The organism is Sphaerisporangium sp. NPDC049457 (assembly GCF_055586705.1).
The window spans coordinates 17,146-43,384 of the sequence record NZ_JBVJHR010000032.1; the positions used below are offsets into that span (position 1 = coordinate 17,146).

26 protein-coding genes and 1 riboswitch are annotated in these 26,239 nt (G+C 70.9%); of the genes, 11 read left to right on the forward strand and 15 right to left on the reverse strand.

The window, feature by feature from the left end; genetic code table 11:
- The first annotated feature begins 97 nt into the window (after positions 1-97).
- A complete protein-coding gene (locus tag ACZ6QO_RS36055) occupies positions 98-997 on the forward strand; it encodes a coiled-coil domain-containing protein (protein WP_465857709.1) in 900 nt (299 codons plus the stop codon).
- 47 nt (positions 998-1,044) lie between these two features.
- On the opposite strand, the gene ACZ6QO_RS36060 is transcribed toward ACZ6QO_RS36055, so the two are convergent.
- Positions 1,045-2,385, reverse strand: a complete 1,341-nt coding sequence (locus ACZ6QO_RS36060) for a GH1 family beta-glucosidase (protein ID WP_465857711.1) — start codon at positions 2,383-2,385, stop codon at positions 1,045-1,047.
- A gap of 70 nt (positions 2,386-2,455) precedes the next feature.
- Between ACZ6QO_RS36060 and ACZ6QO_RS36065 the strand changes: the two genes are divergently transcribed.
- Both ACZ6QO_RS36065 and ACZ6QO_RS36070 read left to right on the forward strand, forming a co-directional pair.
- A complete protein-coding gene (locus tag ACZ6QO_RS36065) occupies positions 2,456-3,112 on the forward strand; it encodes a TetR/AcrR family transcriptional regulator (protein ID WP_465857713.1) in 657 nt (218 codons plus the stop codon).
- Positions 3,113-3,435: 323 nt separating this feature from the next.
- The gene (locus tag ACZ6QO_RS36070; RefSeq protein WP_465857714.1) at positions 3,436-3,879 is read left to right on the forward strand and encodes a MerR family transcriptional regulator; all 444 of its coding nucleotides are present in this window, start codon (positions 3,436-3,438) and stop codon (positions 3,877-3,879) included.
- Here the strand turns inward: ACZ6QO_RS36070 and ACZ6QO_RS36075 are convergent.
- The 7 genes from ACZ6QO_RS36075 to ACZ6QO_RS36105 all read right to left on the reverse strand — a co-directional run bounded on the left by ACZ6QO_RS36075 (position 3,824) and on the right by ACZ6QO_RS36105 (position 11,730).
- The gene (locus ACZ6QO_RS36075) at positions 3,824-4,135 is read right to left on the reverse strand and encodes an SRPBCC domain-containing protein (protein WP_465857715.1); all 312 of its coding nucleotides are present in this window, start codon (positions 4,133-4,135) and stop codon (positions 3,824-3,826) included. The genes ACZ6QO_RS36070 and ACZ6QO_RS36075 overlap by 56 nt on opposite strands.
- Positions 4,132-4,470: an ArsR/SmtB family transcription factor gene (locus tag ACZ6QO_RS36080; RefSeq protein WP_465857717.1), complete on the reverse strand. Its 339-nt coding sequence runs from the start codon at positions 4,468-4,470 to the stop codon at positions 4,132-4,134. Before ACZ6QO_RS36080 ends, ACZ6QO_RS36075 begins: the two co-directional genes overlap by 4 nt.
- A gap of 95 nt (positions 4,471-4,565) precedes the next feature.
- Positions 4,566-6,617 (reverse strand): ABC transporter ATP-binding protein, encoded by a 2,052-nt coding sequence (locus ACZ6QO_RS36085; RefSeq protein ID WP_465857719.1) that lies wholly within the window; start codon positions 6,615-6,617, stop codon positions 4,566-4,568.
- Between the two features lie 94 nt (positions 6,618-6,711).
- Positions 6,712-6,891 (reverse strand): hypothetical protein, encoded by a 180-nt coding sequence (locus ACZ6QO_RS36090; protein WP_465857721.1) that lies wholly within the window; start codon positions 6,889-6,891, stop codon positions 6,712-6,714.
- 871 nt (positions 6,892-7,762) lie between these two features.
- The gene (locus ACZ6QO_RS36095; protein ID WP_465857722.1) at positions 7,763-8,377 is read right to left on the reverse strand and encodes a pentapeptide repeat-containing protein; all 615 of its coding nucleotides are present in this window, start codon (positions 8,375-8,377) and stop codon (positions 7,763-7,765) included.
- Positions 8,378-8,611: 234 nt separating this feature from the next.
- Complete coding sequence (locus ACZ6QO_RS36100) at positions 8,612-9,988, reverse strand: ricin-type beta-trefoil lectin domain protein (protein WP_465857724.1); 1,377 nt, start codon at positions 9,986-9,988, stop codon at positions 8,612-8,614.
- Between the two features lie 764 nt (positions 9,989-10,752).
- On the reverse strand, positions 10,753-11,730 hold the full coding sequence (locus tag ACZ6QO_RS36105) for an ArsR/SmtB family transcription factor (protein WP_465857726.1): 978 nt from the start codon (positions 11,728-11,730) through the stop codon (positions 10,753-10,755).
- Between the two features lie 117 nt (positions 11,731-11,847).
- On the opposite strand from ACZ6QO_RS36105, the gene ACZ6QO_RS36110 reads away from it, so the two are divergent.
- Complete coding sequence (locus ACZ6QO_RS36110) at positions 11,848-13,167, forward strand: MFS transporter (RefSeq protein WP_465857728.1); 1,320 nt, start codon at positions 11,848-11,850, stop codon at positions 13,165-13,167.
- 99 nt (positions 13,168-13,266) lie between these two features.
- Here the strand turns inward: ACZ6QO_RS36110 and ACZ6QO_RS36115 are convergent, their stop codons facing one another.
- A complete protein-coding gene (locus tag ACZ6QO_RS36115; protein WP_465857730.1) occupies positions 13,267-13,701 on the reverse strand; it encodes an ester cyclase in 435 nt (144 codons plus the stop codon).
- A 174-nt stretch (positions 13,702-13,875) separates the two neighbouring features.
- Positions 13,876-14,160, reverse strand: a complete 285-nt coding sequence (locus ACZ6QO_RS36120; RefSeq protein ID WP_465857732.1) for an ATP-binding protein — start codon at positions 14,158-14,160, stop codon at positions 13,876-13,878.
- Here ACZ6QO_RS36120 and ACZ6QO_RS36125 point away from each other — a divergent pair.
- Positions 14,147-14,269 (forward strand): Scr1 family TA system antitoxin-like transcriptional regulator, encoded by a 123-nt coding sequence (locus ACZ6QO_RS36125; RefSeq protein ID WP_465857734.1) that lies wholly within the window; start codon positions 14,147-14,149, stop codon positions 14,267-14,269. The genes ACZ6QO_RS36120 and ACZ6QO_RS36125 overlap by 14 nt on opposite strands.
- Here the strand turns inward: ACZ6QO_RS36125 and ACZ6QO_RS36130 are convergent.
- Positions 14,255-15,046 carry an IclR family transcriptional regulator gene (locus ACZ6QO_RS36130; protein WP_465857736.1) on the reverse strand — a complete coding sequence of 264 codons (792 nt, stop codon included), beginning with the start codon at positions 15,044-15,046 and terminating at the stop codon, positions 14,255-14,257. The two genes, ACZ6QO_RS36125 and ACZ6QO_RS36130, sit on opposite strands and share 15 nt — an antisense overlap.
- Positions 15,047-15,432: 386 nt before the next feature.
- Here ACZ6QO_RS36130 and ACZ6QO_RS36135 point away from each other — a divergent pair, with 386 nt between their 5' ends.
- Both ACZ6QO_RS36135 and ACZ6QO_RS36140 read left to right on the forward strand, forming a co-directional pair.
- Positions 15,433-16,893 (forward strand): benzaldehyde dehydrogenase, encoded by a 1,461-nt coding sequence (locus ACZ6QO_RS36135; RefSeq protein ID WP_465857737.1) that lies wholly within the window; start codon positions 15,433-15,435, stop codon positions 16,891-16,893.
- 189 nt (positions 16,894-17,082) lie between these two features.
- Positions 17,083-18,237, forward strand: a complete 1,155-nt coding sequence (locus ACZ6QO_RS36140) for a CynX/NimT family MFS transporter (protein WP_465857739.1) — start codon at positions 17,083-17,085, stop codon at positions 18,235-18,237.
- 21 nt (positions 18,238-18,258) lie between these two features.
- On the opposite strand, the gene ACZ6QO_RS36145 is transcribed toward ACZ6QO_RS36140, so the two are convergent.
- On the reverse strand, positions 18,259-19,554 hold the full coding sequence (locus ACZ6QO_RS36145; protein WP_465857741.1) for an ABC transporter substrate-binding protein: 1,296 nt from the start codon (positions 19,552-19,554) through the stop codon (positions 18,259-18,261).
- Positions 19,555-19,814: 260 nt separating this feature from the next.
- Here ACZ6QO_RS36145 and ACZ6QO_RS36150 point away from each other — a divergent pair, with 260 nt between their 5' ends.
- Positions 19,815-21,143 (forward strand): glycerophosphodiester phosphodiesterase, encoded by a 1,329-nt coding sequence (locus tag ACZ6QO_RS36150; RefSeq protein ID WP_465857742.1) that lies wholly within the window; start codon positions 19,815-19,817, stop codon positions 21,141-21,143.
- Here ACZ6QO_RS36150 and ACZ6QO_RS36155 read toward each other — a convergent pair.
- Positions 21,098-21,607, reverse strand: a complete 510-nt coding sequence (locus ACZ6QO_RS36155; RefSeq protein ID WP_465857744.1) for a cysteine dioxygenase — start codon at positions 21,605-21,607, stop codon at positions 21,098-21,100. The two genes, ACZ6QO_RS36150 and ACZ6QO_RS36155, sit on opposite strands and share 46 nt — an antisense overlap.
- Positions 21,604-22,503, reverse strand: a complete 900-nt coding sequence (locus ACZ6QO_RS36160; RefSeq protein WP_465857745.1) for an amidohydrolase — start codon at positions 22,501-22,503, stop codon at positions 21,604-21,606. The genes ACZ6QO_RS36155 and ACZ6QO_RS36160 overlap by 4 nt, the downstream gene beginning before the upstream one ends.
- Positions 22,504-22,694: 191 nt before the next feature.
- Here ACZ6QO_RS36160 and ACZ6QO_RS36165 point away from each other — a divergent pair, with 191 nt between their 5' ends.
- Positions 22,695-23,711, forward strand: coding sequence for a LacI family DNA-binding transcriptional regulator (locus tag ACZ6QO_RS36165; RefSeq protein WP_465857746.1), 1,017 nt, complete (start codon positions 22,695-22,697; stop codon positions 23,709-23,711).
- A 26-nt stretch (positions 23,712-23,737) separates the two neighbouring features.
- Here the strand turns inward: ACZ6QO_RS36165 and ACZ6QO_RS36170 are convergent, their stop codons facing one another.
- Positions 23,738-24,115, reverse strand: coding sequence for a phage holin family protein (locus tag ACZ6QO_RS36170; RefSeq protein WP_465857748.1), 378 nt, complete (start codon positions 24,113-24,115; stop codon positions 23,738-23,740).
- A 249-nt stretch (positions 24,116-24,364) separates the two neighbouring features.
- Between ACZ6QO_RS36170 and ACZ6QO_RS36175 the strand changes: the two genes are divergently transcribed.
- Both ACZ6QO_RS36175 and ACZ6QO_RS36180 read left to right on the forward strand, forming a co-directional pair.
- The gene (locus ACZ6QO_RS36175; protein WP_465857749.1) at positions 24,365-24,640 is read left to right on the forward strand and encodes a hypothetical protein; all 276 of its coding nucleotides are present in this window, start codon (positions 24,365-24,367) and stop codon (positions 24,638-24,640) included.
- Between the two features lie 30 nt (positions 24,641-24,670).
- Positions 24,671-25,066: an OsmC family protein gene (locus ACZ6QO_RS36180; protein ID WP_465857751.1), complete on the forward strand. Its 396-nt coding sequence runs from the start codon at positions 24,671-24,673 to the stop codon at positions 25,064-25,066.
- Between the two features lie 764 nt (positions 25,067-25,830).
- A riboswitch (cyclic di-AMP (ydaO/yuaA leader) is annotated at positions 25,831-25,972 on the forward strand.
- The last annotated feature ends 267 nt before the right edge of the window (positions 25,973-26,239 follow it).

Here is a 26,239-nt window from a genome sequence, read left to right on the forward strand (position 1 = left end):
ATACTTCGCCAATGGTGTATAGGTTCCTCCGGTCGAGCTACAGCCCCGAAGATCGGCTTCTATAGTCCCGGGGCGTCGTCTGGAATGGGGAGGGCTCATGCGATCAGGCCGTGCGATCGCGCTGGCGGCCGTCCTCCTGGGCCTGTTCACGGCGCTGGTGATCCCGCCCGCCGAGGCCAAGCCCAGCCCGCAGTCCCAGCTCGACAAGCTGACCAAGCAGGCGGCCGAGCTCCAGAAGACCTACCGTGGCGAGATCCAGAGCCTTGAGGAGACCCGCCGGGCCGTGCAGAAGTCCGGGCGGCGGGTGAAGGCGCTCCGGGACGACCTGGCCGACACCGAGCGGCGCATGGGGCAGTTCTTCGCCAACTCCTACATGTCCGGCTCGGTCGACGGCCCCCAGGTCTTCACCTACACCGGCGACCCCGACTCGATCCTCGGGCAGGTCGCCACCGTCACCTACCTGGCCGAGGAGAAGAACCAGCGGCTCAACCGCATCTCCCGGCTGATCAAGGAGTCGAAGGCCGCCAAGAAGGAGGCCGAGGGCAAGATCACCGCCCTCAAGAAGGAGATCGCCCGGCTGGAGGAGAAGAAGGACGAAGTCGAGCGGCTGCTCAAGAAGTTCGGCTTCCAGACCCCCGACGCCGGCAGCGGCCTCACCGCCCGCATGGTCAGCATCCGCAACGTCATCATGCAGAGCTTCCCCATGCCGTTCGGCGTCGGCTGCCTGCGCGCGGGGGACCCCGGCGAGCACGGCAAGGGACGCGCCTGCGACTTCATGATGAGCAGCGGCGGCCGCATGCCGGACGCCGCCGCACAGGCGCGCGGCGACGCCCTGGCCCAGTGGTGCATCGAGAACGGCCGCCAGATCGGCATCATGTACATCATCTGGCGGCAGCGCTACTACGACATCCGCACCGGGGCCGGCTGGCGGACGATGTCCGACCGCGGCGGCATCACCGCCAACCACTACGACCACGTCCACGTCTCGGTGTTCTAGGCCGGCGTCGCGCGCTCGTGCCCGGCGACCGGCGTCCAGGGCTCGGGCTATGCGGTCGGCGTCCCGGGCTCGGGCTCGGCGGCGAGCAGGTTCCTCAGCCAGTGGTAGGACGCCTTCGGCGTGCGCTTCTGGGTGGCGAAGTCGACGTGGACCAGGCCGAACCGCTGGCCGTACCCCTCGGCCCACTCGAAGTTGTCCATGAGCGACCAGACGTAGTACCCGCGCACGTCCACCCCCTCGGCCATGGCGGCCCGCACCGCCGCGATGTGCCCGTCCAGGTAGGCGATGCGTTCGCGGTCGTCCACCACGCCGTCCGGGCCCGGCTCGTCGGCCTGGGAGCAGCCGTTCTCGGTCACGTACACCGGCGGCAGCGCCTCGCCGTAGCGGGCCCTGAGGCCGGTCAGCAGCTCGCGCAGCCCGTCGGGCACCACCGGCCAGCCGAAGGCCGTCGTCGGGTAGCCGGTGATGCCCGCGTCGACGAAGGGCAGCCCTCCGGTGTCGGCTCCGGCCGCGGGGGCCGCGACGCGGGTCGGGTTGTAGTAGTTGACGCCGAGGCCGTCGAGCGGCGCGGCGATGATCTCAAGGTCGCCGTCGCGGACGGCCTGTATCTCCGGCACGCCGAACGCCGACAGGTCCGGGTAGGCGCCGAGGAGCACCGGATCGTTGAACAACCTGTTGTGCAGGGTGTCGTACGCGTCGGCCGCCCGCACGTCCTCGGCGGAGTCGGACGCGGGCCAGACGGGCGTGCAGTTGTTGGTGACCAGCACCCGTCCGGCGCCGTTCGCCCGCAGCGCCTGGGCGGCCAGGCCGTGCCCGAGAAGCTGGTGGTGCGCGACCGGCAGCGCGTCCAGGAACAGGGCGCGGCCCGGCGCGTGCGTGCCGAGGGCGTAGCCGAGGACCATGTGGACGAACGGCTCGTTGAGCGTGATCCACATCGGCACCCGGTCGGCGAGGCGGCCGGCCACGGTGTGCGCGTAGTCGGCCAGGCGGTGGGCCGTGTCGCGGTTGAGCCAGCCGCCCTCGTCCTCCAGCGCCTGGGGGAGGTCCCAGTGGAACAGGGTGACCGCCGGGGTGACGCCCTTGGCGCACAGGCCGTCGACGAGCCGGTCGTAGAAGTCGAGCCCGGCCTGGTTGACCTCCCGGCCGCCTCCGGGGTGGATTCTCGGCCACGATATGGAGAAGCGGTAGGAGTTCACCCCCAGATCCGCCATGAGCATGACATCCTCTGACCAGCGGTGGTAGTGATCGCAGGCGACGTCTCCGGTGTGGCCGTCACGCACGCGGCCGGGTTCGTGGGCGAAGGTGTCCCAGATGGACCTGCCCCGGCCGTCCTCCGCCGCCGCGCCTTCTATCTGGTAGGACGCTGTGGCGGTACCCCAAAGGAACATGACGACCTCCGGTGATATGAGTGATCCTCATGTTAACCGCGGCAACCGGTTTCGGGAGGATGATGGGAGGATGATGAACGCCTCCACAGGGACGCTTCGCCGCCGCCCCGCCCAGCGCCGCAGCTTGGAGCGGGTCGAGCGGATGCTGGACGAATGCGCGCGACTGCTGGACGAGGTCGGATACGACGGGCTGACCACCAAGGAGGTCGCCCGCCGCGCCGGTGTGCCCATCGGCACGTTCTACCAGTTCTTCCCCGACAAGCAGGGGCTCGTGCGGGCGCTGGCGCTGCGCAACCTGGACGCCTTCCTCGACCGGCTGACCGTCCGGCTCGCCGCGGCCGAGATCTCCGACTGGACCGACGCCGTCCATCTGGCCGTGGACGAGTTCGTGGCGATGAAGCGCAGCACCCCCGGGTTCGCCATCGTGGACTTCGGCGAGATCATGCCCGCCCCCGGCGCGCCGCCGCTGAAGGGCACCAACCGCCTGCTGGACGCCGCGCTGGAGAACAACGTCATCGTGGCCGACCGGCTGCGGGCGCTCACCATCGACCTGCTCGGCGCTCCCCGTGGGCCGGGCCTGGACCGCGCGCTCGTGGTCGCCGTGGAGGCCGCGGACGCCGTGCTCAAGCTCGCGTTCCGCGCACACCCCGAAGGCGACCCCGAGCTGATCGCCGAGTGCAAGAACCTCATCCGCCGCTACCTGGCCGACCATCTGCCCGAACGCTGAACGGCGTCCGCGGTAAAGCGGCCCGACAGTCACCCGCTCGGGCTCACCGTCGACACGGCGGGCGGCCTCCGGACCATACAACACGCTGGGGGACGAGAAGTTCTTCGCGCTCGCCCGCGCATGGGCGCAGGAGCACCGCGACACCCAGCAGGACCGGGCCTCCTTCACCGCCTTCGTCAACGCGCGGACCGGCCAGAACTTCACCCCGCTCATCGACGCCTGGCTGGACTCCGCGACGACTCCGCCGCCACGGGGGTAGACGGGGGACCGCCGGAGGGCCGGAGGGTTGACCTGGAGTCCACTCCAGGTGGCATTCTCGGTGGGTGAGCGTCTACACACCGGGACAGGTCGCGGAGGAGACCGGGTTCAGCCTCGACACTCTCCGCTACTACGAGCGCATCGGCCTGCTCGAACCGATCGAGCGCAACGCCGCCGGGCAGCGGCGGTTCAGCGAGGAGGACGTCGGCTGGCTCGGCATGGTGCGGTGCCTGCGCGACACGGGGATGCCGATCGCCGAGATGCTGCGCTTCACCGCGCTGGTTCGCGGCGGGCGCCAGACCATCGGCGACCGCATCACCCTGCTGGAGGCCCACGACCGGGAGGTCGAGGAGCAGATCGCCCGGCTGAGAGAGCGGCAGGCCGCCATCCAGCGCAAGATCCGCCACTACCGCGACATCCTCGCCGAGCACGACGAGTCGGCCTCCTGCACCCTCACCGAGGAGCCGAACTCCTCTGCCCGAACCGAGGAGACCGCCGCCTCCAACTGATCCGGCACACGATGCGCTTGAGCTGCTCGACGACGAGGAAGGTCGCGTCGAGGTGTGGGACGAACTCCACCCCGTCGTCGCTCATTCGCGTCACGAGCGCGCCGCCGGGCCGGACCTCCAGGCGGTCGACGCGGCACAGGGCCGGGGCCGGGACCCACCACTGTTCGAAGCGCGACGGAACGGTCCACGCGCTCCATACGGCCTCGCGAGGGGCGCGGATGACCCGTTCGAGGGCCAGGTCGAGATCGACGTTCACGGTTGGTTCTCCTGAGGATCGGTGACGAGGCGTTCGAGCCGGTCGGTGCGCTCTTCCCACAGCCGGCGCTGTTCGGCGAGCCAGTCGTCGACGAGGGCGAGACGCTCGCGGTTGAGCACGCAGGTGCGCACCCGGCCGAGCTTCACGGTGCGGATCAGGCCGTTCGTCTCCAGCGTCCGCACGTGCTTCATGAACGAGGGAAGGGTCATCGGGAACTCGCGGGCGAGGTCGCCCACGCTCGTCGGGCCACGGCTGAGGCGTCGGATGACGTCGCGCCGCGTCGGGTCGGCGAGGGCGACGAAGACGCCGTCGAGCTCGGCCGAATACTGTGCCATGCGGCTAAGTTTGGTGCACCGGAACACTTAGCGCAAGGGCAAAGTATTGGGGTCGTCCAGGCGGTGCCCGGTCATGGCGCGTTCTCAGAGCGGGGTCAGATGGCGTTGGTCGGGGTCTGCCGGTGGTCGGAGGCGGGGCCGTAGGCGCTGGCCTGGAGGGTGTAGAGGTCGGCGTAGATGCCGTCGAGGGCGATGAGCTCGTCGTGGGTGCCCTGTTCGGCGACCTTGCCGTGGTCGAGCACGTAGATGCGGTCGGCGTAGCGCACGCTCGCCAGGCGGTGGGTGATCAGCAGGACGGTGCGCCCGTCGGCGTGCCCGCGGATGCGCTCGAACAGCGCGTGCTCGGCGCGGGCGTCCAGCGCGGCCGTCGGCTCGTCGCAGATCAGCAGCGGCGCGTCGCGATAGAAGCCGCGGGCCACCGCGATGCGCTGCCACTGCCCGCCGGAGGGCTCGTGCCCGTCTTTGAAGCGGCGGTCGAGGAGGGTGCGGTAGCCGTGCGGCAGCTCGGCGATCACCTGGTCGGCCCCCGCGACCTGGGCCGAGGCCTGCAGGACGGGCTCGCCCTTCTCAAGGCCCATGGTGATGTTGTCGCGGGCGGTCAGTGGCCAGCGGGTGTGGTCCTGGGCGATCACCGCGATGTGACGTCGCAGCTCTTCTTGGTCGACCCGCGCGATGTCGGCGTCGTCCCACAGGACCCGGCCCTCGGCCGGGTCGTACAGGCCGGCGATGATCTTGGACAGGGTGGTCTTGCCCGAGCCGTTCTCGCCCACGAGCGCGACCACCTCGCCACGGTCGATGTGCACCGAGACGTGGTCGAGGGCGGGTTCGTCCTTGCCCGGATAGTTGAAGGTGACATCTTCGACGGTGATGCGCTGGAACTCTGGGGGCGCCTCGTGGTCGCGCGCCGGGCCGGTGCGCTCACGGGCCTGCCGGCAGAAGTCGAGGAAGTCGGTGAAGTACAGGCCGTCCTCGTACAGCCGGTTGGTGGCGTACATGAGGTTCGCCAGGGAGGTCTGGCCGGAGCGGATGGCGAGCACGGCGGTGCCCGCCACGGCGAGCGGCACGGAGCCGACGGCGAGCAGCACGCCGAGCGCAAGGTACACGATGCCGGTGCCGACGCCGCTGAGAGCCTCGCCGATGACGCGCGCCACCGTCTGGCGCCGGGCCATGCGCAGCATGGCGTCCTGCTCGGCGCCCGCGACCGCGTCGAACAGGCGGGTGAGGAAACGGCGCATGGTGAACGAGCGCACCTCGGCCGCGGTCTCGCGGGCCGCCATGAGATCGCTGAGGATCCACCTGCGCCGCCGGACCGGGACCAGGGTGTACATCGTCGTGTAGCGCATGCGGGCCGAGCGGACGGCCGCCCAGGCGTCGGGCAGGACGGCCAGCAGGAGCAGCGGCAGCAGCGCCGGGTGCAGGATGCCGAGCACTCCGGCGGCGGCCCCGATGCCGATGAGGCCGGTGAGCAGGTCGATCGCGGAGGTCACCACGCTGTCGACCGTGGAGACGCCGCGCAGGCGGGCCCGTTCGAGCGCGTCGTGGAAGTCGGGATCGTCATAGCGGATGAGGTCGACGCGGCTGGTCAGGTCGTACAGCTGTCGCTCGGCGATGCGGCTGACCTGCGGTTCGAGCCGGGACTGCGCCCAGCCGGCCCCGGCCTCCAGCGCGGTGCGCAGCGTCGCGGCGCCGCCGACGAGCAGAAGGCTGGGCAGCGCGGCCCTCACCCGCTCGGGCGTCGGGCCCGCCGAGAACAGCGCCTGGAGGACGCCCGTCGTGGCGAGCAGGCCGAACGCGGTGAACACGCCCCCCAGAACGCTCAGCGCGACGGTCGCCGCGGTGTCGCGGGGGCTCGCCTGCCAGGCGAGCCGGACGGCGTGGCCGATGAGCGCGGGCAGCCTGCGGGCGACGGTGAGGAACCCGACCCCGGTCATCGTCTCGACGTGGGCGTACCAGTCGCCGATGGAGACCTCGCCGAGCTCGATCGGCGTGTCTTCGAGGGAGGTGACCTCGGGACGGGACGGCACGGGCACGGCGTCGCGCGGCGGGGAAGCGGCGGGCGCGGCGGGGGCGGACGGGGGTTGCTGGGGTGGGTCGTTCTTCGGCGTGGAGCCGCCCGGAGCGGATGGTTCCTGAGGAAGGTCGGCCATGCTCGCAGTGTGACCGCCGCCACCGACAGTTTAAAGCGGCGGTGGTAAAGCGGACACCTTTAAGTTGAAAGTCGCAATTACTGCTCGTGGCGACTTATGTCCTGGGCGGACGGGTCGCGAGGCCGCGCGGCGGCGGTCCGGGACGCCGGCCGCGCCAATCAGCGCGGCCTTCGGCGGGTGCGGGCAGGTCGGCGGCGAGGCGCTCGGCCTCGTGGTGCAGGGCGGCTATGAGGAGGAGTTCGAGGCTCAGGTCTTCGAGGTCGACGGTTTCCATCTGCGTCTCCCGACGTGAGGTGCCTTGCCGGCCCGGAGGTCGTCCGCGAGGCCGATGCTCGTGGAATCTTACCTTCCGTGATGGCGGATCGCAGTCGTGGCCTGGGTAGATCACTCTTCGTATGAAACGGATCGGCCGAAAACATGTTTTGAGCAGGCATCTTCCGGAGGACGTCAGGGGGAGCGAGGTGACCCTGTCGTCGCTCCACCGTCGATCTCCTGCCGTTCGATCGTGGGTCTCTGTCCGGCTGATCGCGTCTCACGCGGGAACGTGCCAAGCCGGGCGCCTTCGCTGTGCGTGATCAGAGCAGAGTAACCAATACGGTCACAATTACGGAAGGTGGTATTTCCTGAAAAACTATGTATTCGGCCGGGCATGCCGGGGGCGTCGTACGACCTTGACAGGGATCCGTCGGACCACTACCTGGAAATCACGATTCGGCGGTGGAAACCACGGGTGTCCCCCCGCGCGGCGTTCGACGGCCTTCATACATGCGAATCGTGACGGGAAATGAGCGCGTCGCGTTGGTTGATGGAACACTTGCGTGATGGCCGAGCCCCTCGTCCCGGGGCATGCCCCCGCCGGTGGGAGACCTCCGGTCGCGCGCGGCGTGCCCGCGCGGGGCGCCGCCGTGGGCCGGCCGCCACGACGGCCCGTGTCCCGCACGAGGGGCGAGGTCACCTCGGAGGGGTGGAGACCGGACCCTGGGACATGCGGCCCGCGAGCTCGGGCCTGGCACGCACGGCGCCGCCGGCCCGAGCTCGCCCCCTGACCGCGACGACCCGGCTCAGCGGACGATCTGGCCCAGTGGCGCTCCTGCGCCCAGTGGCCTGGGCCCAGCGGCGGTCCTGGGCTCAGTGGCCGTCCTGGCTCAGCGGACGTCCAGGCCCAGGGCGGTGGCGATCAGAACGGCCTGGGGGAGGTCGACGACCGCGCCCCGCAGCTTGACGTTGAGCGGGTCGACGGACGACAGGTCGCTGCCGCGAAGGTCGCAGCGGGACAGATCGGCCTGGTGCAGCGAGGCGCCCGACAGGTCGACCCGTTGGAGCGTGGCGCCCTCGCACCGCGCGCCGTTGAGGTCGGCCTCGCGCATGCGCACGTCCTTGAAAGAGACGCCCGCGAGATTGGCGCCGGAAAGCCCGGTGAACGACCAGTCGCCGCCGTCGACCTTCAGCAGGTCGAAGGCGCAGCCGTCGAACGCGCTGCCGACGAGTTTGCACCCGGTGAACTCGGTGTCGAAGAAGTTGCACCGGCTGAAGGCGCAGTTGACGAACGCGGCGTCGGTGTGCCGTGAGGCGTTGAACCGCACGCGCCGGAAGGAGCAGTCGGAGAACACCGCCCCCTCGTTGATCATCTCGGTCATGTCGACGTCGACGAAGGCCACCTGGCTGTGCTGCTCGCCCGTCACGTCGCGCCCGTCCCAGTCGTCGGACACGACGGTGGTGAGGATCTCGGGGGCGGGGTGGCCGTGCCCGCGCTCAGCCACGGCGGGCCGCGTGACGGTCGCGGGCGGTGCGGGAGCTCATAAGGTTCGGACCTCTCGGTGTGGACGTTCGGCGTGGACCTCTCGATGCCTGCAGGGCGCACGCCGTACGTCCGCCGCGCGCTCGGCCCACGCTATTACGCCGCCCCGACATTTCCCGGCCGCCGTGCACGCGAAGCGCGCCGGGCCCAGGCGAACTTCGCCCGGACCCGGCGTCCGTCATCGGTTAGCGGGTGATCATGCCCGGGTCCACCTCTGGTTGGCGGATCCGTTGCAGGAGCTGACGGTCACGGTGGAGGTGTTGCCGGTGCCGTTGGCGTTGAGGCAGAGGTTGTTGGCGCCGTTGGTGATGGTGCCGTTGGAGTTGAACGTCCACTGCTGGTTGCTGTTGGTGTGGCAGTCCCAGATCTGGACGCGGGTGCCCGAGCCGGCGTTGGTCGGGGAGTCCAGGCACTTGCCGAGCGTCTGCAGCCGGCCGGAGTTGTAGGTGAAGCGCTGGTTGGCGTTGGTGTGGCAGTCGTAGATCTGCATCAGCGTGCCGTTGGCGGTGGCGCTGTTGGGCGAGTCCACGCACCGGCCCGCCGCCTCGTTGCGCAGCCGGAAGTCGGTCCCGATGGTCGGGGTGACGGTCGGCGTCGGGGTGACGGTCGGGGTCACGGTCGGCGTCGGGGTGGGCGTCGGGTCGGTGGAGGTGCTCTGGAACTGGGAGAAGAACTTCCACACCTCGCCCTTGGTCCAGGTCTGGGCGCCGTTCCCGGTGTAGGTCCCGTCGACGGGGTCGGGCAGGTGGCCGTTGTCGAACGCGGCCCACACGACCGGGTATCCGGCGCGGCATCCGGAGTAGGCGGTGACGATGTGCGACCGGCTGCCCTGGCTCGGCTCGGGCGGGTTCTGCGCGGTGCAGCCGTTGTTACGGACGAACGTATCGCGCAGCGACCGGCCTTGCGAGATGTTCAGGACGTTGTCGGTGATGCCGTGCAGTCCCATGTAGGCGACGGGCTGGGTGCCACCGTTGCAGCCGCTGAGCTGCGCGCCGGAGAACACCGCGACCGCGCGGAAGACGTTCGGGCGCGAGCACGCGAGAGAGTAGCTCATGGCGCCGCCGTAGCTCCACCCCATGGCGAAGCGCAGCGAGGTGTCGACGCAGAGGTCCGACTCGACCTGGCGCAGGATGTCGTCGACGAAGGTGACGTCCTCGCCGCCGTTGTTGGCCCAGCCGTTGTTGAAGCCCTGCGGCGCGACGAAGATCGCATTGTTGTTCGACAGCTGCCGCTGCCCGTAGTACGACCAGGAGGCTCCGGCGCTTCCGCCCGAGTCGACGTCGTTCATGGTGCCGTTCAGCCAGTGCAGGCCGACGAACAGCCGGTACTGCGTGTTGTTGTTGTAGTTCGAGGGCAGCCGCAGGATGTACTGGCGGTTCTTGCCGCTGGTCGTGATGTTCCGCGTTCCGCTGGTCAGCGTCGGATTCTTCCCGCATCCCGCGGTACCCGCGAGCGCGGCGGCGGACGCCGAGGCTCCCGTGCTGCTGCCGCTGCTCATCGCCGCGTGCCCCGTCACCAGGACGACGGCCGCCGCGAGCGCCACGGCCCCGAATATTGACCTATGCTTGAGCATTTGCGATTCCCTCTGGCCGTAGGGACCGGGCCGACGATAACGACATGTTCTGCGTTCCTCTCCATCAGCGGCATCGAATGCCGGGGGCTGCGAAACCGGAACCGAAATGTGAGCGCTAACGTTTACAGGACTTATCGGTATGTCGTTTGCGCGCTGTATCAGGTGTAGTGCAAGGGAGCAAATACGACCTCATTGCGGATGTCAAGTAACTTGCTTCGCGGCCCCGGACGCCGGGCCCGTGGGACGTGCCCTCCGCACGTGCTGGCCAGGGGAAGGGTCGCGCCCGCTCCGGTCGCACAGGATGAAACTTTCGTAGTGAAGAGGCCGATCGCCTGTCGGGCGAAGGACGGCGGCCGCCCGCTATGAAGACAGGACGCCAGCCGTCACGTGCTGTCGCGCTTCTCCCAGAAGTTTCGGCAGAATCCCGATACTTTCGGTCTGGATTGGCGAATCTCAGATCGCACGGGTCGCGGGCTTCCCGCCTGGAGCTGATGTGAGAATCGGTGTTCATAAGCGTCCGCCGCCATCCCCGAAAAGCATTCGGCGGAGCGCGTTCTCGACGAGGTGAAACGTCGGTTTTAACTGAGGTCCGCTATTCGAGATGAGGACCCTGCCCGAAATCGGAGGCCGCCGGCCGAGATGAGGTCCGCCATCCGAGGTGAAAGCGCTCTCCGAGATCCATGACCGCGCAGGACGCCGGCTTCGGCGCGGCACGCCTCGCCGGCCTCGCGCGGTTCTTCCGTCGCCACGTCGGATGGAAAGGCTCAGCCGCCTTCCGTCAGAGCGTCGCCGAGAGGGGTCCGGCGGTAGACCACCGAGCGTCCTACTCGGGTGCCGCTGATCAGGCCCGCGCCGCGGAGTGCGGCCACATGGTCGCCGGTGCCGCCGAGGCTCAGATCGAGCAGGGCCGCGAGCTGGGTGGTGGTGGCCGGGAGCCTCAGCAGGATCGCCGCGCGGGTGCCGCCGATGAGCCGCGCCAGCCCTCGCGACGGCATCTCGTTCGGGATGAGGCCGCGGGCTGGGTAGACCAGCGCGTACGGCCAGGCGTCCTCCAGGTACGCTCCCACCCCCGGCCCGAAGACGCTGGGGACGAAAAGCAGCCCGCGGCCGTCGAGCCGGTGTCGCTCGTCGTCGCCGTCGACGTCCAGGCGTACCGCGATGTGGCCGGTGCCGCCGTCCGAGCGCCAGCGCACCCGGGGGTTGAGGTCGTCGAGCGCCGCCGCCCACCCGTAGGCCGCCAGGCGCCCGGCGCGGTGGGCGACGTCGCGTTCGAGGATCGCCTGGAAGCGCGGCCAGCCGGGCGCGATGATCTCCTCCCAGGTGGCTCGCAGGACGTCCGCGAGCAGTTCGACGATGTCGGGCCGCTGGAGCACGGCCATGGCCTCCCGCGACGGCTTCGGGCCGCCGCGCAGGTTCCTGGCGATCTCCTCGCGGGCCTGCGCCAGGGGCGTGGCGCGCATCACCGCCAGCTCGTTCTCGAAGGCGACGTTCACCCCGGTCGGGGGAGGGGCGATGAAGTCGGCGTTGTACTGGCCCCGCCGGAACAGCGAGATCAGTGCGGGCAGCGCGGGCAGCCGTTCCCCCAGCCGCTCGTAGGCGGGCCGGTTCCGCTCGACCCACGGCCGGTGCACGCCCGCCTCATGGCTGCCCGACAGCAGCCACAGGGCGTGCATGGTCTCGATCAGCCGGGAGACGGCGAATCGGCTCGTCATGACGTCCTGCGGAGTCACCTCGATCCGCATCACTCTTCCCACGTCACCCCATACCTCCGCCCACTCGGCCAGATCTGATCTTTCGGCTATTTCCGAAACCTTAGCCACTGGCGGCCGCGGACCACAGCATCGTCACGGGAGGTGTGGATGACCCAGACAGATCACAAGCGTCAGGCCACGTTCGGCGAGGTGTTCGCCGTTTCCGAGTTCCGGGTGCTGTTCGGCGGCTTCGCGCTGCTGGTGGCGGGCGACTCGGTCAAGATGCTCGCGTTCTCCGCGCTGGTGTACGGGCGGACCGGCTCCGCCGGGTTGTCCGCGATGGCCTACATGAGCGGGTTCCTGCCCTACGTCGTCGGCGGGACGTTCCTGCTCTCGCTGGCCGACCGGGTACGCCCCCGGCGGCTGATGATCGCAGGTGAGCTGGTCCGGGTCGCGGTCTGCCTGATCCTCGGGTTCGCCGGGCTGCCGGTGTGGGCGATGCTGCTGCTCGTCGTGCTGACCGGGGCGCTGAACCCGGTGTTCGGCGCGGCGCGCACCGCCACGCTCCCGGAGCTGCTCCCCGGCGACGCGTTCGTCCTCGGCCGCTCGGTGCTCACGGTCACCGCGGGGGCCGCGCAGATCGCCGGCCTGGCCGCCGGCGGCGCCGTGCTGGCGCTGGCCGGACCAGGGGGAGCCCTGCTGATCACCGCGACCCTGTCCGCGATCAGCGCGGTCATCCTCCGGTTCGGCCTTCCCGACCGTCCCGCCCGGGTGACCCGCCCGCGGGGCCGCGAGTACGTACGGGCGAACCGGGAGCGGGCGCGGGCGGGTGCCGGCGACGACGGCGGTCCGGTGGCGGGCGATGGAGGGAACGCGGTGCTGGCGACGCTCCGGGTGAACCGCCGGCTGCTCGCCGACCGGCGCTTCCGGGGGCTGCTGCTGTGCGGCTGGGTTCCGGTGATGTTCGTGGCCGGGGCGGAGGCGCTGGTCATCCCGTACCTCAGCGAACGGGGCGCGCCGTCCCAGGCGGGAGTCGTGCTCGCGGCGTTCGCGGTCGGGATGGCGCTCGGGGACTTCGTCGTCGGCAGGTTCGCCGCGCCCGCCCTGCGCGAGCGCCTGTCCCTCCCGCTGGCCTTGGCGGCCGGGGTGCCGCTGGCCGGGTTCGCCGCCCGCCCCTCGCTTACCTGGTGCCTCGCGCTCGCGGTGCTGACAGGGGTGTGCCTGGCCTACAACCTCGGACTGCAACGGCGGTTCGTCGACGCGGCGCCGCCCGACGCGCTCGGTCAGGCGTTCGGGCTGTTCACCTCCGGCCAGATGACCGCCCAGGGGTTGGGCGCCGCGCTGGCGGGCGCGATCGCCGAACTGGTCCCCGCGCATCTGGCCATCGGGATCATCGGGGCCGCCGGCACCCTCGCCGCCCTCGCCCTGGCGCCGCATCTCCGGCCCGAGCCCCGGCCCGCCGCGTCTGCACCGGTGCACACCGGCTGATCCACCGGTACGCGCGGCCGGTCGACGCCCCCTCGTACGGCTGCCGCCGATCCGTCGCCGTAGCGAGAGACCCGCCGGGCGCCGGGCGGTCCGAGGCCGTCACTCCGGCTCGGGGAGAACGAGGCGGACGCCGAGCTGGGTGAGGAGCTCCAGCTGGTCGTAGTAGATGCAGTGCATGGTGATCAGGCCGTCCTGGAAGACGCGGCTGCTGCACCCCCGGATGGACACCCCCCGGCCGGTCGCCTCGATCACCTCGCCGTCGGGCATGAGAAAGGGCCCGGTGTGCGTCCCGGTGAGGATCCACTCCATGACCACGGTGTCCTCGTGCGTGAACTTCACCCACGGCGTCAATCGCATGTCCGGGAACGCGGCCAGGAAGAACGCCCAGAAGGAGCCGATCTCGTCAGGGCCCTCCCCCTTGCCGCTGGGCGACATGTAGAGCGCATCCTTCGTGTAGCAGTGCGCCAGCGCCTCAAGGTCGTGCGCGTTGATGGCATCGACCATCCGGCTGGTGACTTCCTGGAAGTCGGACATCGCGAGCCCCCTTTTCCTCGCGTCACGAAATCACGCTACCCCGGCCACCTCCGGCCCCGTCCCGACGGAAAGACCGCTACGGGAAGATTCCTGCCGGAGGTTCCTGCGGGAAGGCCGGATCAGCGGCGGCGCCCCACCTCGCGTCCGGGCTCCCGCCGGGGGCGTGGGCCGGTCTCAGTACTTGACCTCGCACCAGACGGCGCGGCCGGTGAGGTTCTCGTCCACTCCCCAGCGCTGGGAGATCTGCTCCACGAGGAACAGCCCGCGTCCTCCTTCGCCGTCGAGATCTCTGGAGACGCACGGCCGCGTGCCGGCCCCCGCGTCCCGCACCGTGAGCCGGACGGTCTGGTCACACTGCGCCAGGGTGATGACGATGAATCCGCCGTCACGGGAGTCGGAGTGGACGACGGCGTTCGTCGTGAGCTCAGACGCCAGCGAGCCTCCGATGCTTTGGGCCATTCTCGATGAGGGTGTCCTGCATCGCCCTATCGGCGGCCCTGAGGTGATGAGCGAGCAATCGGGGACTCGACGCCGGGGCCGGTCGGACGGCCTGTCAGGTGGCGGGTAGGACGGTGCGGTGGGGGCCGGCGGTGGTCCGCAGGTCGGCCTCGATGCGGGCGGCGGTCGCCAGCAGCGAGGGGAGCAGGTCGCGGCGGGCGGACTCGACGGACGTGCGGCTGGCGTGCGACGAGAGGTTGACGGCCGCGACGACCTGGCCGGCGCGGTCGCGGATGGGCGCGGCGATCGAGCGCAGCCCTTCCTCCAGCTCCTGGTCGACCATGGCCCACCCCTGGGCCCGCACCCGTTCGAGCTCGGCGGTGAGCGCCTCGCGCGAGGTGATCGTGCGGGCGGTGCGCCGCTCCAGGCCGGCGGCGGCGAAGTACGACTCAAGGGCGTCGGGCGGCCGCCATGCCAGCAGCACCCGGCCCATCGAGGTGCAGTGGGCGGGGAAGCGCGTGCCGATGCTGATGGTGACCCGCATGATGCGGGTGGTCGGCACGCGGGCCACGTACACGATGTCGGAGGCGTCGAGCACCGAGACAGAGGCGGACTCGTGGACCTCGGCGACCAGCCGCTCAAGGTGGGGGAGGGCGACCTCGGGCAGGGAGAGGCTGGACAGGTAGGCGTACCCGAGCTCCAGCACCCGCGGGGACAGCGCGAACAGCCGGCCGTCGGTGCGGACGTACCCGAGCTCGACCAGCGTGAGCAGGAACCTGCGCGCGGCGGCGCGGGTGAGCCCGGTGGAGCGGGCCACCTCGCTCAGCGTGAGCTCAGGGTGCGCGGCGTCGAACGCCCGGATGACCGCCAGCCCGCGGGCCAGCGACTGGACGTACTCCTCCGCCATGTTCGGGGCCCCTTCCGCGGTGACCGTTGTACCAGCAGGCGATCAGGCGACCCCGCGCGGTTCGTACCGGCGGGGTGCGAGTGGTCCGAGACGGTTATAGCAGGCGGCCAGGAGAACCGGCTCGCCGGACGGACGTTCCCAGGTGACCGGCAGGTCTTGGCGTGCGGGCCGTCATGGCGCGTCGCGCTAATGGTGTTTTCGGACATTGACGCGATCTTGCGGCGGGGATAGCTTGCAGTGAAAAGTTCTCACTCGGAACGATCGTTCGTTTTGCGAACGGCATGTCGCCTTCCGCAGTCGCCTGGAGCGTTCCCCCGCAGCCGCCCCACCGACGAAACCGAAGCACGGCACCACAGCGCCACAGCACCACAGAAAGGGTGTTGACCATGGATTTCCTCGAACCCAAGATCTGGTCCGGAGCGGTCTACGGCGGCGAATGGGCGCGGTCCCAGGCGGGTGACGCGCCGGTGATCGAGCCCGCCACCGGGGAGGAGATCGGCCGCGCCGGAGTCGCCGGCCCCGCCGATGTCGCCGCCGCGGCAGAGCGGGCCGCCAAGGCCCAGCGCGAGTGGGCCGCCGCGTCGTTCGAGGAGCGGGCGGCCGTCCTGCGCCGGGCCGGCCGGCTGTTCGAGGAGCACGCCGCCGAGATCCAGCACTGGCTGATCCGCGAGTCCGGCTCCATCCCCGGCAAGGCCGGCTTCGAGACCTACGTCGCCGCGCAGGAGTGCTACGAGGCCGCCGCGCTGGCCTCCCAGCCGCCCGGCGAGATCCTGCCGACCGCGAAGAAGCGCCTCAGCCTCGCCCGCCGCGTGCCGGTGGGGGTGGTGGGCGTGATCTCGCCGTTCAACGCGCCGCTGATCCTCGGCATCAGGTCTGTCGCCCCGGCGCTCGCCCTCGGCAACGCCGTGGTGTTCAAGCCCGACCCGCGCACCGCCGTCTGCGGCGGCGTCGCCATCGCCCGCGTCTTCGAGGAGGCCGGGCTGCCCGCGGGCGTGCTGCACATGCTGCCCGGCGGCGCGGACACCGGCGAGGCGCTGGTCGCCGACCCCCGCGTCCGGGTCGTCTCCTTCACCGGCTCCACGGCCGCGGGCCGCAAGGTCGGCGAACTGGCCGCCCGGCACCTCAAGCGCGTCCACCTGGAACTGGGCGGCAACTCGGCGCTGGTCGTCCTGCCCGACGCCGACCTCGACCTCGCGGTCTCCGCCGGCGCGTGGGGCTCCTTCTTCCACCAGGGCCAGATCTGCATGACCGCGGGACGCCACCTCGTCCACGCGTCGATCAAGGACGAGTACGTCGAGCGGCTCGCGGCCAAGGCCGACCACATGCCGGTCGGCGACCCGGCCACCCAGGAGGTCGCCCTGGGCCCGCTCATCGACCACCGCCAGCGGGACAAGGTCCACGCGCTGGTCACCGGCAGCGTCGACAGCGGCGCGCGGCTCGCGGCGGGCGGCACCTACGAGGGGCTGTTCTACCGCCCGACCGTGCTCACGGACCTGACGGCGTCCGCGCCCGCGTACGCGGAAGAGGTGTTCGGCCCGGTCGCCCCGGTCATGCCGTTCTCGTCCCTGGAGGAAGCGGCGTCGCTGGCGTCCGACAGCGAGTACGGGCTGTCGCTGGGCATCCTCACGCGCGACGCCATGAAAGGGCTGGCGCTCGCCGACCTCATCCCCACCGGCATCGTCCACATCAACGACCAGACCGTGGACGACGAGGCGGTGGCGCCGTTCGGCGGCGTCGGCGCCTCCGGCACGGGGTCGAGGTTCGGCGGCACCCGGGCGAACATCGAGGCGTTCACCGACACCCAGTGGGTGACCATGCAGGGCGACATCGCCCCGTACCCGTTCTGATGGTCACCGCCACCTGCGCCGATGGCCGGCCGCGGGTGTACTGATGGCCACGGGTAGGCTCCGGGGTCTATGACTTCCCCGTCCACCGCCCCAGAACCGGAACGAGAAGGGTCACGGTCTCCCCGCCCCGCCGCCGCGCGCGGGCGGGCGTCCGTTCCCGGCCTCGGCGGAAGGTCCGGCGCGGCGCGGGTGCTGCTGGTCGCGGGTTTCGTGCTCGCCGCACTGAACCTGCGGCCGGCGCTGGCCGGCGTGTCGCCGCTGCTCAGCGAGATCATGGGTGATCTGAGCCTGACGCCCGCGGCCGGTGGGGCGATCACCACCGTCATGGTGGTCTGCCTCGGTCTGCTGGCGCCGGTCGCGCCCGCGCTGGCGACCCGGGCGGGGCTCGACCGCACCCTGCTGATCGGGCTGCTCATCCTGGCCGCGGGCACGCTCGTGCGCGGCCTCGGCGGCGTCGTGACCCTCTACGCGGGCTCCGCCGTCGCCGGCGCCGCCATCGCGATCATGAACGTGGTGATGCCCGGGGTGGTCAAGCAGCACTTCCCCGAGCGCGTCGGGCTGTTCACCGGCGTCTACGTCTCGGGCCTGGTGGCCGGCGCCGCGTCGGCCTCGGCGCTGATGGTGCCGATCGAGCAGCGATACGGCTGGCGCGCGGCGGCCGGCTCGGTGGCCGTGCTCGCGCTGGCCGCGGCGCTGCTGTGGGCGCCCCAGGCGTTCGGACGGCGGGCGGGCGCCGGGCGCGGCGGAGCGGGGCACCGGCCGTACGCCGAGCTGCTGCGCAGCCGCGTCACCTGGCACGTCATGACGTTCATGGGCCTGCAGTCGCTGACCTTCTACATCATGCTGGCGTGGTTGCCCACCATCTTCCGGGACGCCGGGCTGCCCGCCGACCAGGCCGGCTACCTGCTCGCCCTCACCAACGTCGCCCAGATCGCCGCCACCCTCACGGTGCCCTCGCACGCGGGCCGGGCCCGGACGCAGGTGCCGCACATCGTGGCCGCCGCGCTGCTGACGATCGCCGGGTACCTCGGCGTGCTGTTCGCGCCGGCCACGCTGCCGTGGCTCTGGATGGTCATCCTGGGGCTCGGCCAGGGCGCCTCGATCGCGCTCGCGCTGCTGATCATCACGTTGCGGGCGCCGGACCCGGCCTCGGTGACCGCGCTGTCGGCGGTGGCGCAGTCGTCCGGGTACCTGCTCGCGGCCCTCGGCCCCTTCGCGATCGGCCTGCTGCACCAGCTCTCGGGCGGCTGGACGGCGCCGCTCGCCGCCGGGCTCGCGGTGTGCGGGCTGCAACTCGTCTCCGGCGTGCTGGCCGGACGTCCGCCCGCTCACCCGCGGACCTGAGACCCCGGCGCCACGGCCCGCTCAGGGGTTGGTGGGGGCGAGGTCGGCGCCGATCGGGACGGCGGGGTTGAGGCTGTTGTCCACGACCATCATCTCGTAGGGGAACCGCCCGACGCCCCGCTTCCACTGCACCCCCACGGGCTGCTGGACGGCCACGCCCGGCACCGGCCCGCGGGAGAAGTCCAGCACGCCGGACATGCCGGAGTAGTTGAGCGTCCTCAGCCGCGCGGCGACGGCCTGCCTGTCCCGGGGCGAGTCGACCTTCGTGAACGCCTCGTGCGCGATCTCGAACAGCGAGTAGACCGAGCCGAGGGTCTGCAGCCACTGCCGGCCGCCGGCCGACTGGTAGGCCTCGGCGAGGTTCTTGGCGCTTTCGCCGTCCAGCGAGGAGGTGTTCGGCATGTACGGGCCCCACCAGGAGTCGGTGGCGATGTTGTCCACCAGGTGGCCGAGGGGCAGGGTGTCGGAGGGGAACAGCAGGACCTTGGCCACCGTGGCCAGCCGGGGACGGAACCCCTCGATGGCCGCCTGCCGCCACATGCGGTTGAAGTCGGGGGTGAGCGGGGCGTTGATGAAGATCTCGCACCGCTCCCGCCGGAACTTGGCGATCATGCGGGCGAAGTCGCGGCCGTCGCGGTAGGCGCCGCCGTCCACCCAGGTGTACCCGGCCTTCTCGATGATCGGCGGCCAGGCGCGCCGGAAGGCGTTGCCGTCGGGGTCGTCGGGGAACATGCCGGCCACCACCTTGTTGGTGGGGATCCGCTCCCACATCGGGACGAAGCATCCGCCGAACTGGTCGACGCCGAGGAAGAACATGGTCGTGTAGGTGAAAGGGCGGGGGTTGTCCGGGTCGGCCTGCCGGGAGAAGTACCAGGCCTCCCAGGGGACGACGGTCGCCACGCACGGGATGCCCTTCGCCTCGCACACCGACGCCACCGGGTTGGTCGTCTCGGGGGCCGAGCTGGTGAGGATCATGTCGGCCTTGTGGTGCGCGATGAGGTCGCGGGCCGCCTGCGCGGCGAGGCGGGGGTCGGACACGCTGTCCTTGACCACGATCTCGACGTCGTACCTTCTGCCGCCGACGGTGAATCCCTTGGCGTAGGGCGGGGTCTGGCGCACGCGGTCCACGACGAAGTCGTCCCCGGAGGCGAAGCCGGCCAGCGCTCCGGACTGCGGGCTCACGAAGCCGATCACGATCTTGTCGGTGTCGCCCCGGAAGTCCCCGCCGGCCACGTCGCAGGCGGTGCCGGCCGCCGCGAGCGCGCCGAGACCCAAGCCCTTGAGCAAGGCGCGGCGGGGAAGGGGTAAGCCCTGCATGCAAGCCTCCGAGATCGCGCTGCCCACACGTCCGCGCCGGATCCGGCCGGATCCCGCCACGAATTTGGACGGATCTGGGCTGATCTGGCCGGAAAGGCAGCCGGTTCTACTGGTACGCGGGGATGATCGTTCCTCTGTGGAGATGATTGCCGATAAAGGCGGGCGGTCGCTGGTGATCGCCGATAGTCGGTGCCCATCGGTATGTCCCGCCGCGCGTGTCCTGCCGAGAGCATGGCCTTTGACCAGGCATACCATCGAGTGTGACCTGCGTTCGATGGCCCGTGGCCGGCGCGCTGGCCGGCATGCTGACCCTGCTGCCGGGCGGCGCCGCATCCGCCGGCGCGTCGTCCGGCACGTCAGGCCTCACCGCCGCGATGGTTCACCCGGTCTCCGCCGCGGCCGGTCCGCTGTCCGCGACGGCCGGTCCGGTTTCCGTGACGGCCGGTCAGGTGTCCGCTGCGGCCGGCCCGTTCTCCGCCGCGTCTGTTGGCCTCTTCTCCGCGCGCCGTGCCGTCTCGAGGTCGTACCCGATCGTCATCGGGCACCGCGGCGCGTGCGCGTACCGGCCCGAGCACACCCTGCTCTCCTACCGGACCGCCATCGCGATGGGCGCCGACTTCCTCGAACCCGATCTGGTGTCCACCAAGGACCACGTGCTCGTCGTCCGGCACGAGAGCGAGATCTCCCACACCACCGACGTCGCCCGGCACCCGGAGTTCGCCTCGCGCAGGACGACCAAGGTGATCGACGGCCGCGCGTTCACCGGCTGGTTCACCGAGGACTTCACGCTGGCCGAGCTGCGCACCCTGCGCGCCGTCGAGCGGCTGCCCGCCCTGCGCCCGCTCAGCGCCGCCTTCGACGGCCTCGCGCCGATCGCCACCTTCGACGAGGTGGTGGCGCTGGCCAAGCGGTGGGGCGTCGGCGTCTATGCCGAGACCAAGCATTCGAGCTACTTCGCCTCCATCGGGCTGCCGCTTGAGGAGCCGATGCTCGCGACGCTCGACCGGCACGGCTGGCGTGAGCGGACCGACCCGGTCTTCGTCCAGTCGTTCGAGACCGGCAACCTGCGGGCGCTGCACGGCAGGACGCGGCTGCGGCTGGTCCAGCTCCTTGAGGCGACCGGCGCGCCGCGCGACCTGGCCGTCAAGGGCGACCCGCGCACCTACCGCGATCTGGCGACCCCCGAGGGGCTCGCCGAGATCGCCTCCTACGCCGACGCCGTCGGCGTCCCGACCCATCTGGTACAGCCCGTCGACCGCGACGGCCGGTTGCGCGCCGCCACCACGCTGGTGGCCGACGCCCACCTCCAGGGCCTGGACATCCACGTCTGGACCGTCCGGCCGGAGAACGCCTACCTGCCCGGCGCGTTCCGCCGGGGCGACCCGGCGGCGCCCCGGTACGCGAGCGCGCACGGCGACGTCGCCGGCTGGCTACGGCTGCTGTACGGGCTCGGGGTGGACGGGGTGTTCAGCGACGACCCCGGCATCGCGCGGCACGTCCGCGACGCCATGGCGGTCGAAATGCCCGTCGAGGGCGGCCTCGGTCAGACGAGCGCCTCGGAGCCCGCGGGGCGCAGCTCGTCCGCGTAGCTCACCGAGGCTCGGCGCATGACGCCGTCGTCGCTGATGGAGTACTGGCCGAGGCGCCACAACGGGGGAGAGTAGGCGTGGATCGACACGCTCGCCTCGGCGTGGCCGTTGATCCGGTGGATGTGCTCGGGGCCGAACGCCAGCACCTCGCCCTCGGACACCAGGGTCTCCAGCGGGGCGCCGCCGATGCGCGGGTTGGACTCCCTCAGCGTGCCCGCCACCACCCGCACGGCGCCGGAGGAGACGTCGTGGTCGTGCCAGCCGGTGTCGTCCTCGGGGCGCCAGCAGATGACCCAGACGTCGACGAACGAGTCGCGGTGCAGCGAGGCGTAGTGACGCGCCTCTCCGCTCTCTCCGAAGGCCACGTGCGGCGACCACAGCTCGGGCCGGGCCGCGAGGTCTTCGACCAGGACGCGCAGTTCGTGCTTGTCGAGGTATCGGTCGGGCAGGGATTCCCAGGTCATCGGTGCACCGCTCCTTCCAGATCGAGCAGACGCGTGGGGTTGGTGAGGGATATCTGCTGCTCGATGGCCTCGCCGAGCAGCGTGGGGGCGGGCGCGGCGTAGGGCGCGTCCGAGCCGAGGACCACGACCTCCACGCCCACCACGCGAGTGATCGCGTCGATGGCCTGGTGGCCGTAGGAGGAGGTCTCGAGGAAGACGTCCGGGTCGACTGTGCCGCGGCCGGAACCGCCCCGGGCGATCAGGCGCTCCACGTGCAGGGGCGCCAGACCGGCCAGCAGCGCGAAACAGACGCGCAGGCGGGGGTGCCGGGCCCGGCCGAACGCCTGGAAGGCGTACCAGGCGGCGTGCATCTGCTGGACGTAGGGCACCAGCGCCGGCCACCAGGCGGGACCCTCGGCGGCCGCGGCGGGACCCGGGTGGACGAACAGCGGCAGGTCGCGCTCTTCGAGCAGGTCGAGCAGCGGCGCGACGCGGGCCAGGCCCGCGGCGTCCGCCAGGGCGGTCGCGGGGAGCTGAAGCCCGGCGAAGCCCGCGTCCAGCGCCTCGGCGGTGCGGCCGGCGTCGATCTCGCTGACGCACGTGGAGGCCCAGGCCCGGAAGGACGGCGGCAGCGCCAGCGACCCCTCGTGGTGGGCGTCGAGCAGCGGCCAGGCGTCGGCCGGCGGCAGGTGCTCGACGCCGAGCGGGCTCGACAGCGACACCAGCGCCAGGCCGACGCCGTGGTCGCGGTTGAAGGCGAGCCGGTGACCGAGGTCATGGTCGAGGGGGTTCACCTCGTAGGGCGCCTCGCCGTCGAGGAAGAGCGTCCAGCCGGAGAGGAACGGCGGCGCGGCGCGCCGGCGCAGCGCGCTCACGAACCCGGGCGTCCAGATGTGCTGGTGAACGTCGATCCCCATGACACCTCCTCGTCGACCAGGCCATCCTATATTACCTACTGGCTTAGTTGGCTATTCGTCGGGCCGCCTGTGAATCGTTTCACTGATACGTTTCAGTGAAACGCTTCACCTCTTCGCCCGTCAACCGTCCGTCCATGCTGCGAGACGGTCTGGACCCCACCGGTCGGGGGGGTTCGGCATAAGCTGGGCGGATGCCGCGTTCCCAGCCGCGTAAACGGGCGACGATCCGCGAGGTGGCGGAGGCGACCGGCCTGTCGCCGGCGGCCGTCTCGTACGCGCTGCGCGGCATGCAGGTCTCCGACAAGACCATCGAGCGGGTGCGCCGGGCCGCCGCGGCGCTCGGCTACGAGGCCGATCCGATCGCGAGGGCGCTCGCCAGCGGCCGCACCGGCATGATCGGCGTGCTGTGCGGCTCGCTGGAGGACCTCTGGCAGCAGTCGCTCGCCATCGGCCTGGGGCGGGCTCTGCGCGACAAGGACCGCTACGCGCTGATCCTGGACGCCGCCGGCGACCCCGCCCGCGAGCGCGCGCTGGCGCTCCAGCTTCGCGACCAGCGCGTCGACGGGCTGATCGTGCAGCCGGTCGACCCGGCCGCGCAGTTCTGGTCACAGCTGGCCGAGAGCCTTCCGGTGGTCGCCATCGGCGACGCGCTCCTCGACGCGAGGACGGCGGGCGAGGTCGTCTTCGACAACCGCAGCGGGGTCACACTGGCCCTCGACTACCTGCGCCGTAAGGGGCACCGCGGCATCGCCGTCCTGACTCCGACCCGGCCCAGCACCCCTGACCGCCCGGCCGACGTCCACGTGACGGCGGAGGCCGAGCGCCTGGGGCTGGACATCGAGGTGGTGACCGCGCCGCACGGGCTGGCCGCCATGACCGGGACCGCGCGAGAGCTGCTCTCGGGCGCGTCCCGGCCGAGCGCGGCGTTCTGCTTCTCCGACTCCATCGCTTACGGGGTGTACGCGGCGGCGGCCGAACTGGGCCTGCGGATCCCCGGCGAGATCTCGGTCATGGGCTACGACGACCATCCCATGTCCAGGTTGCTCACCCCGGGCCTCACCACGGTCGACTGGGACATCGACGGCATCGTCCGCGCGGCCGTCCGCCTGGTGGCCGCGGCGGCGGACGGCCGGCACCGCAGGCGCAGGATCATCCAGGCGCCCGAGCTGTGCGAGCGCGGCTCGGTGGCCGACCTCGGCGCTCGTTGAGGGCCGGCAGGCCGGCGCGGTAGCCCTCAGTCCTCGTTGAGGCCGAGCAGCATGTCCAGCAGCCAGGTGATCACGCCGACCAGGATGGCGCCGAGGAAGGCGGCCCAGAAGCCGTCCACGTGGAACGGCAGGTCCACCTGCTCGGCGATCCAACTGGTCAGCAGCAGGAGCAGCGCGTTCACCACCAGGGCGAACAACCCGAGCGTGAGCACGTAGAAGGCGCAGCCGAACGTCTTGATGATCGGTTTGAGCACCGCGTTGACGATGCCGAATATCAGGGCGACCGCCACGAGGGTGCCGGCGGTGCGCGCGGTGGTGCCCCCCGAGACGGTGATGCCCGGAATCAGGCGGGTCGCCGCCCAGAGTGCGCCCGCGACGATAAGGATCTTGATGATGATCTTCACTCTTTCGATGGTGGCACCAGTCGACGGCGGGCGGTAGAGGGTGAGGACCTGGTGTACGCGCTTTTCGCGCCGGTGAAGATCGATGCCGCCGGGACCGCCGGTCGCCGGACGGCCCTATCCCCGCCTCCGGAGGGCGGCGGCGGGGCGGGCGTCCGAGCGCGGGGCAGGTGTGCGAGGTGATCGTCAGGGGGGCTGGATGTGCATATCCCTTGTGATCGGGGGGAAAGGGCTACAAGGGGGTGAGCCGGTATGGATCAGGACGAGCTGCAGTCGCTGTCGCCCAGGGAACTGCACGACAGGGCGGTGCGCTATGCGGTCACGCACGGCGACCTGGGCTTCCTGTGGGACCTTCTCAAGGTGATCCCGGCGGCCGAGGCCGCGAGCGGTCACTCCGAGGAGACGGCCAACGACCTCAGCCGGGTGTCGGCACTGCTCAGCGACGCCGTGGCGTCCGGCGAGGGCGAACTCGGCGAAGCGCTGCGCCCGGTGTACCTCGCGTACCTGTCCAAGCACCCCGACGCCTGAGGACGCCGGACACGCTCTTAGGCTCCAGTTATGGCATCGGTGAATGTAGAGCGTACTGAGAGCGGCTTCGTGGCCCGGAACGGGCGCGGGGCGGAGATCCCCATCGGCAGCGGCGAAGAGGGTCTGTTCACCCCTGTGGAACTGTTGCTCGCCGCGCTGGGCGGCTGCAACATCGTGACCGTCGAGCCGCTCACCGCCAAGCGCGGGCACCGGCTCGTGCGGCTGGCGATGACGGTCGAGGCCGAGAAGGTCGAGCCCACGCTGCTCGGACCGATGACGATCACCTACGACGTCGAGCTGCCCGAGGGCGACGCCGAGGCGGACGAGGTCTTCCGCGCCGTCGCGCACCGGGTGCACGAGCGGCACTGCACCGTCAGCCGGACGCTGCAGAAGGGCGTCGAGGTCAACCTCGAACTGCCCGAATAGCCGCTCCGGCCGCCGGGTCGTCCCGTACCTGGTCATGCCCGCGACTTAGACCGAATCTATACCGTGGGATGACGAGCGCCTCAGGCCCCGGTATGTAGTGTTAAGGCAGGTCAAGGGGGATGCGACCGGCGCCCGGAAGGGCGCGGCGAAGCTTTCACCAGAGGACGCGGTGGGGGACCGCGTCCGTATAGCGGGACCGCCCGATGCGTTTGGGGGAAGGCATCGGCGCTGGACCGTGAAAGGTCGGGGCCGGACAGGCGGGGGACTGTCCGGCCCCGACTCATGTCCACCCCCGGTCGCCCGAAGCCCCGCACCCTCCCGGAGCCGCTCACCCTCCCGGAGCTCCTCACCCTCGCGAAGCCGCACCCTCGCGAAGCCGCTCGCCATCCCGGAGCCCTTCACCCTCGCGAGGCCCCTCGCCCTTCCGCCGCGAAGCTGCCGCCCTCGTTGTGGTGGCGGGCGGGCACCTTCTCCGGCGGGTGTTCGCCAACCAGGGCTTTACCGATGACGGCCCAGGAGGGGCGTGCGAAGACGTTCTGGCAGGCACCGCTTCCCTTGTGGTCACAGCCGTCACACCCGTATCGCGTCGGACCCCCGCGTCGGCCGCCCGGTTGGGGAGAATTGCCCGATATGTGGTGTTTCGTGCCTGTAACGTAGATCTTCTAATGCTTTGTAGACACTTCGTTTGCTTTGTCCTGACTTGGCCGGTAACGTCTTCTACCAGAACGAACGGTGACCTGGTCTTCAGCCGGAAGGCCGCCGTCCGAACGTCGAATCCCATCGGGCCTACCCGGCCCACGGGAACCGGGGACCCAAGTCCTTCCGGGGTGAATCCGCGCGAGCGGTAGGGCGAACTCCACGTCCGAACCCGTCAGCTAACCCGGTAGACGTCATTGGAGAGGAGACTCGAGTGGACACACCGCCCCACTCCGTCCTCCGGGCTACCCTAGACCCGGATCTTGCCGTCAGAAGCGGCACAAAAGTCGGTTTCTAACAACCGACCGGGTGACTCGCAGCAGCCTTGCGACGTGGTGGCATCGACGCCACCCCCCGACCGACCCACGTAAGAAAGCGTTCGCGCAGCGGTAGACCATGCCCTCGTCGCCCGCTCGCGCCTGTTGAGAACGCTTTCCTCTCCCGGCGCCGAACCCTCTTGACCGAACTCGGAGCCCG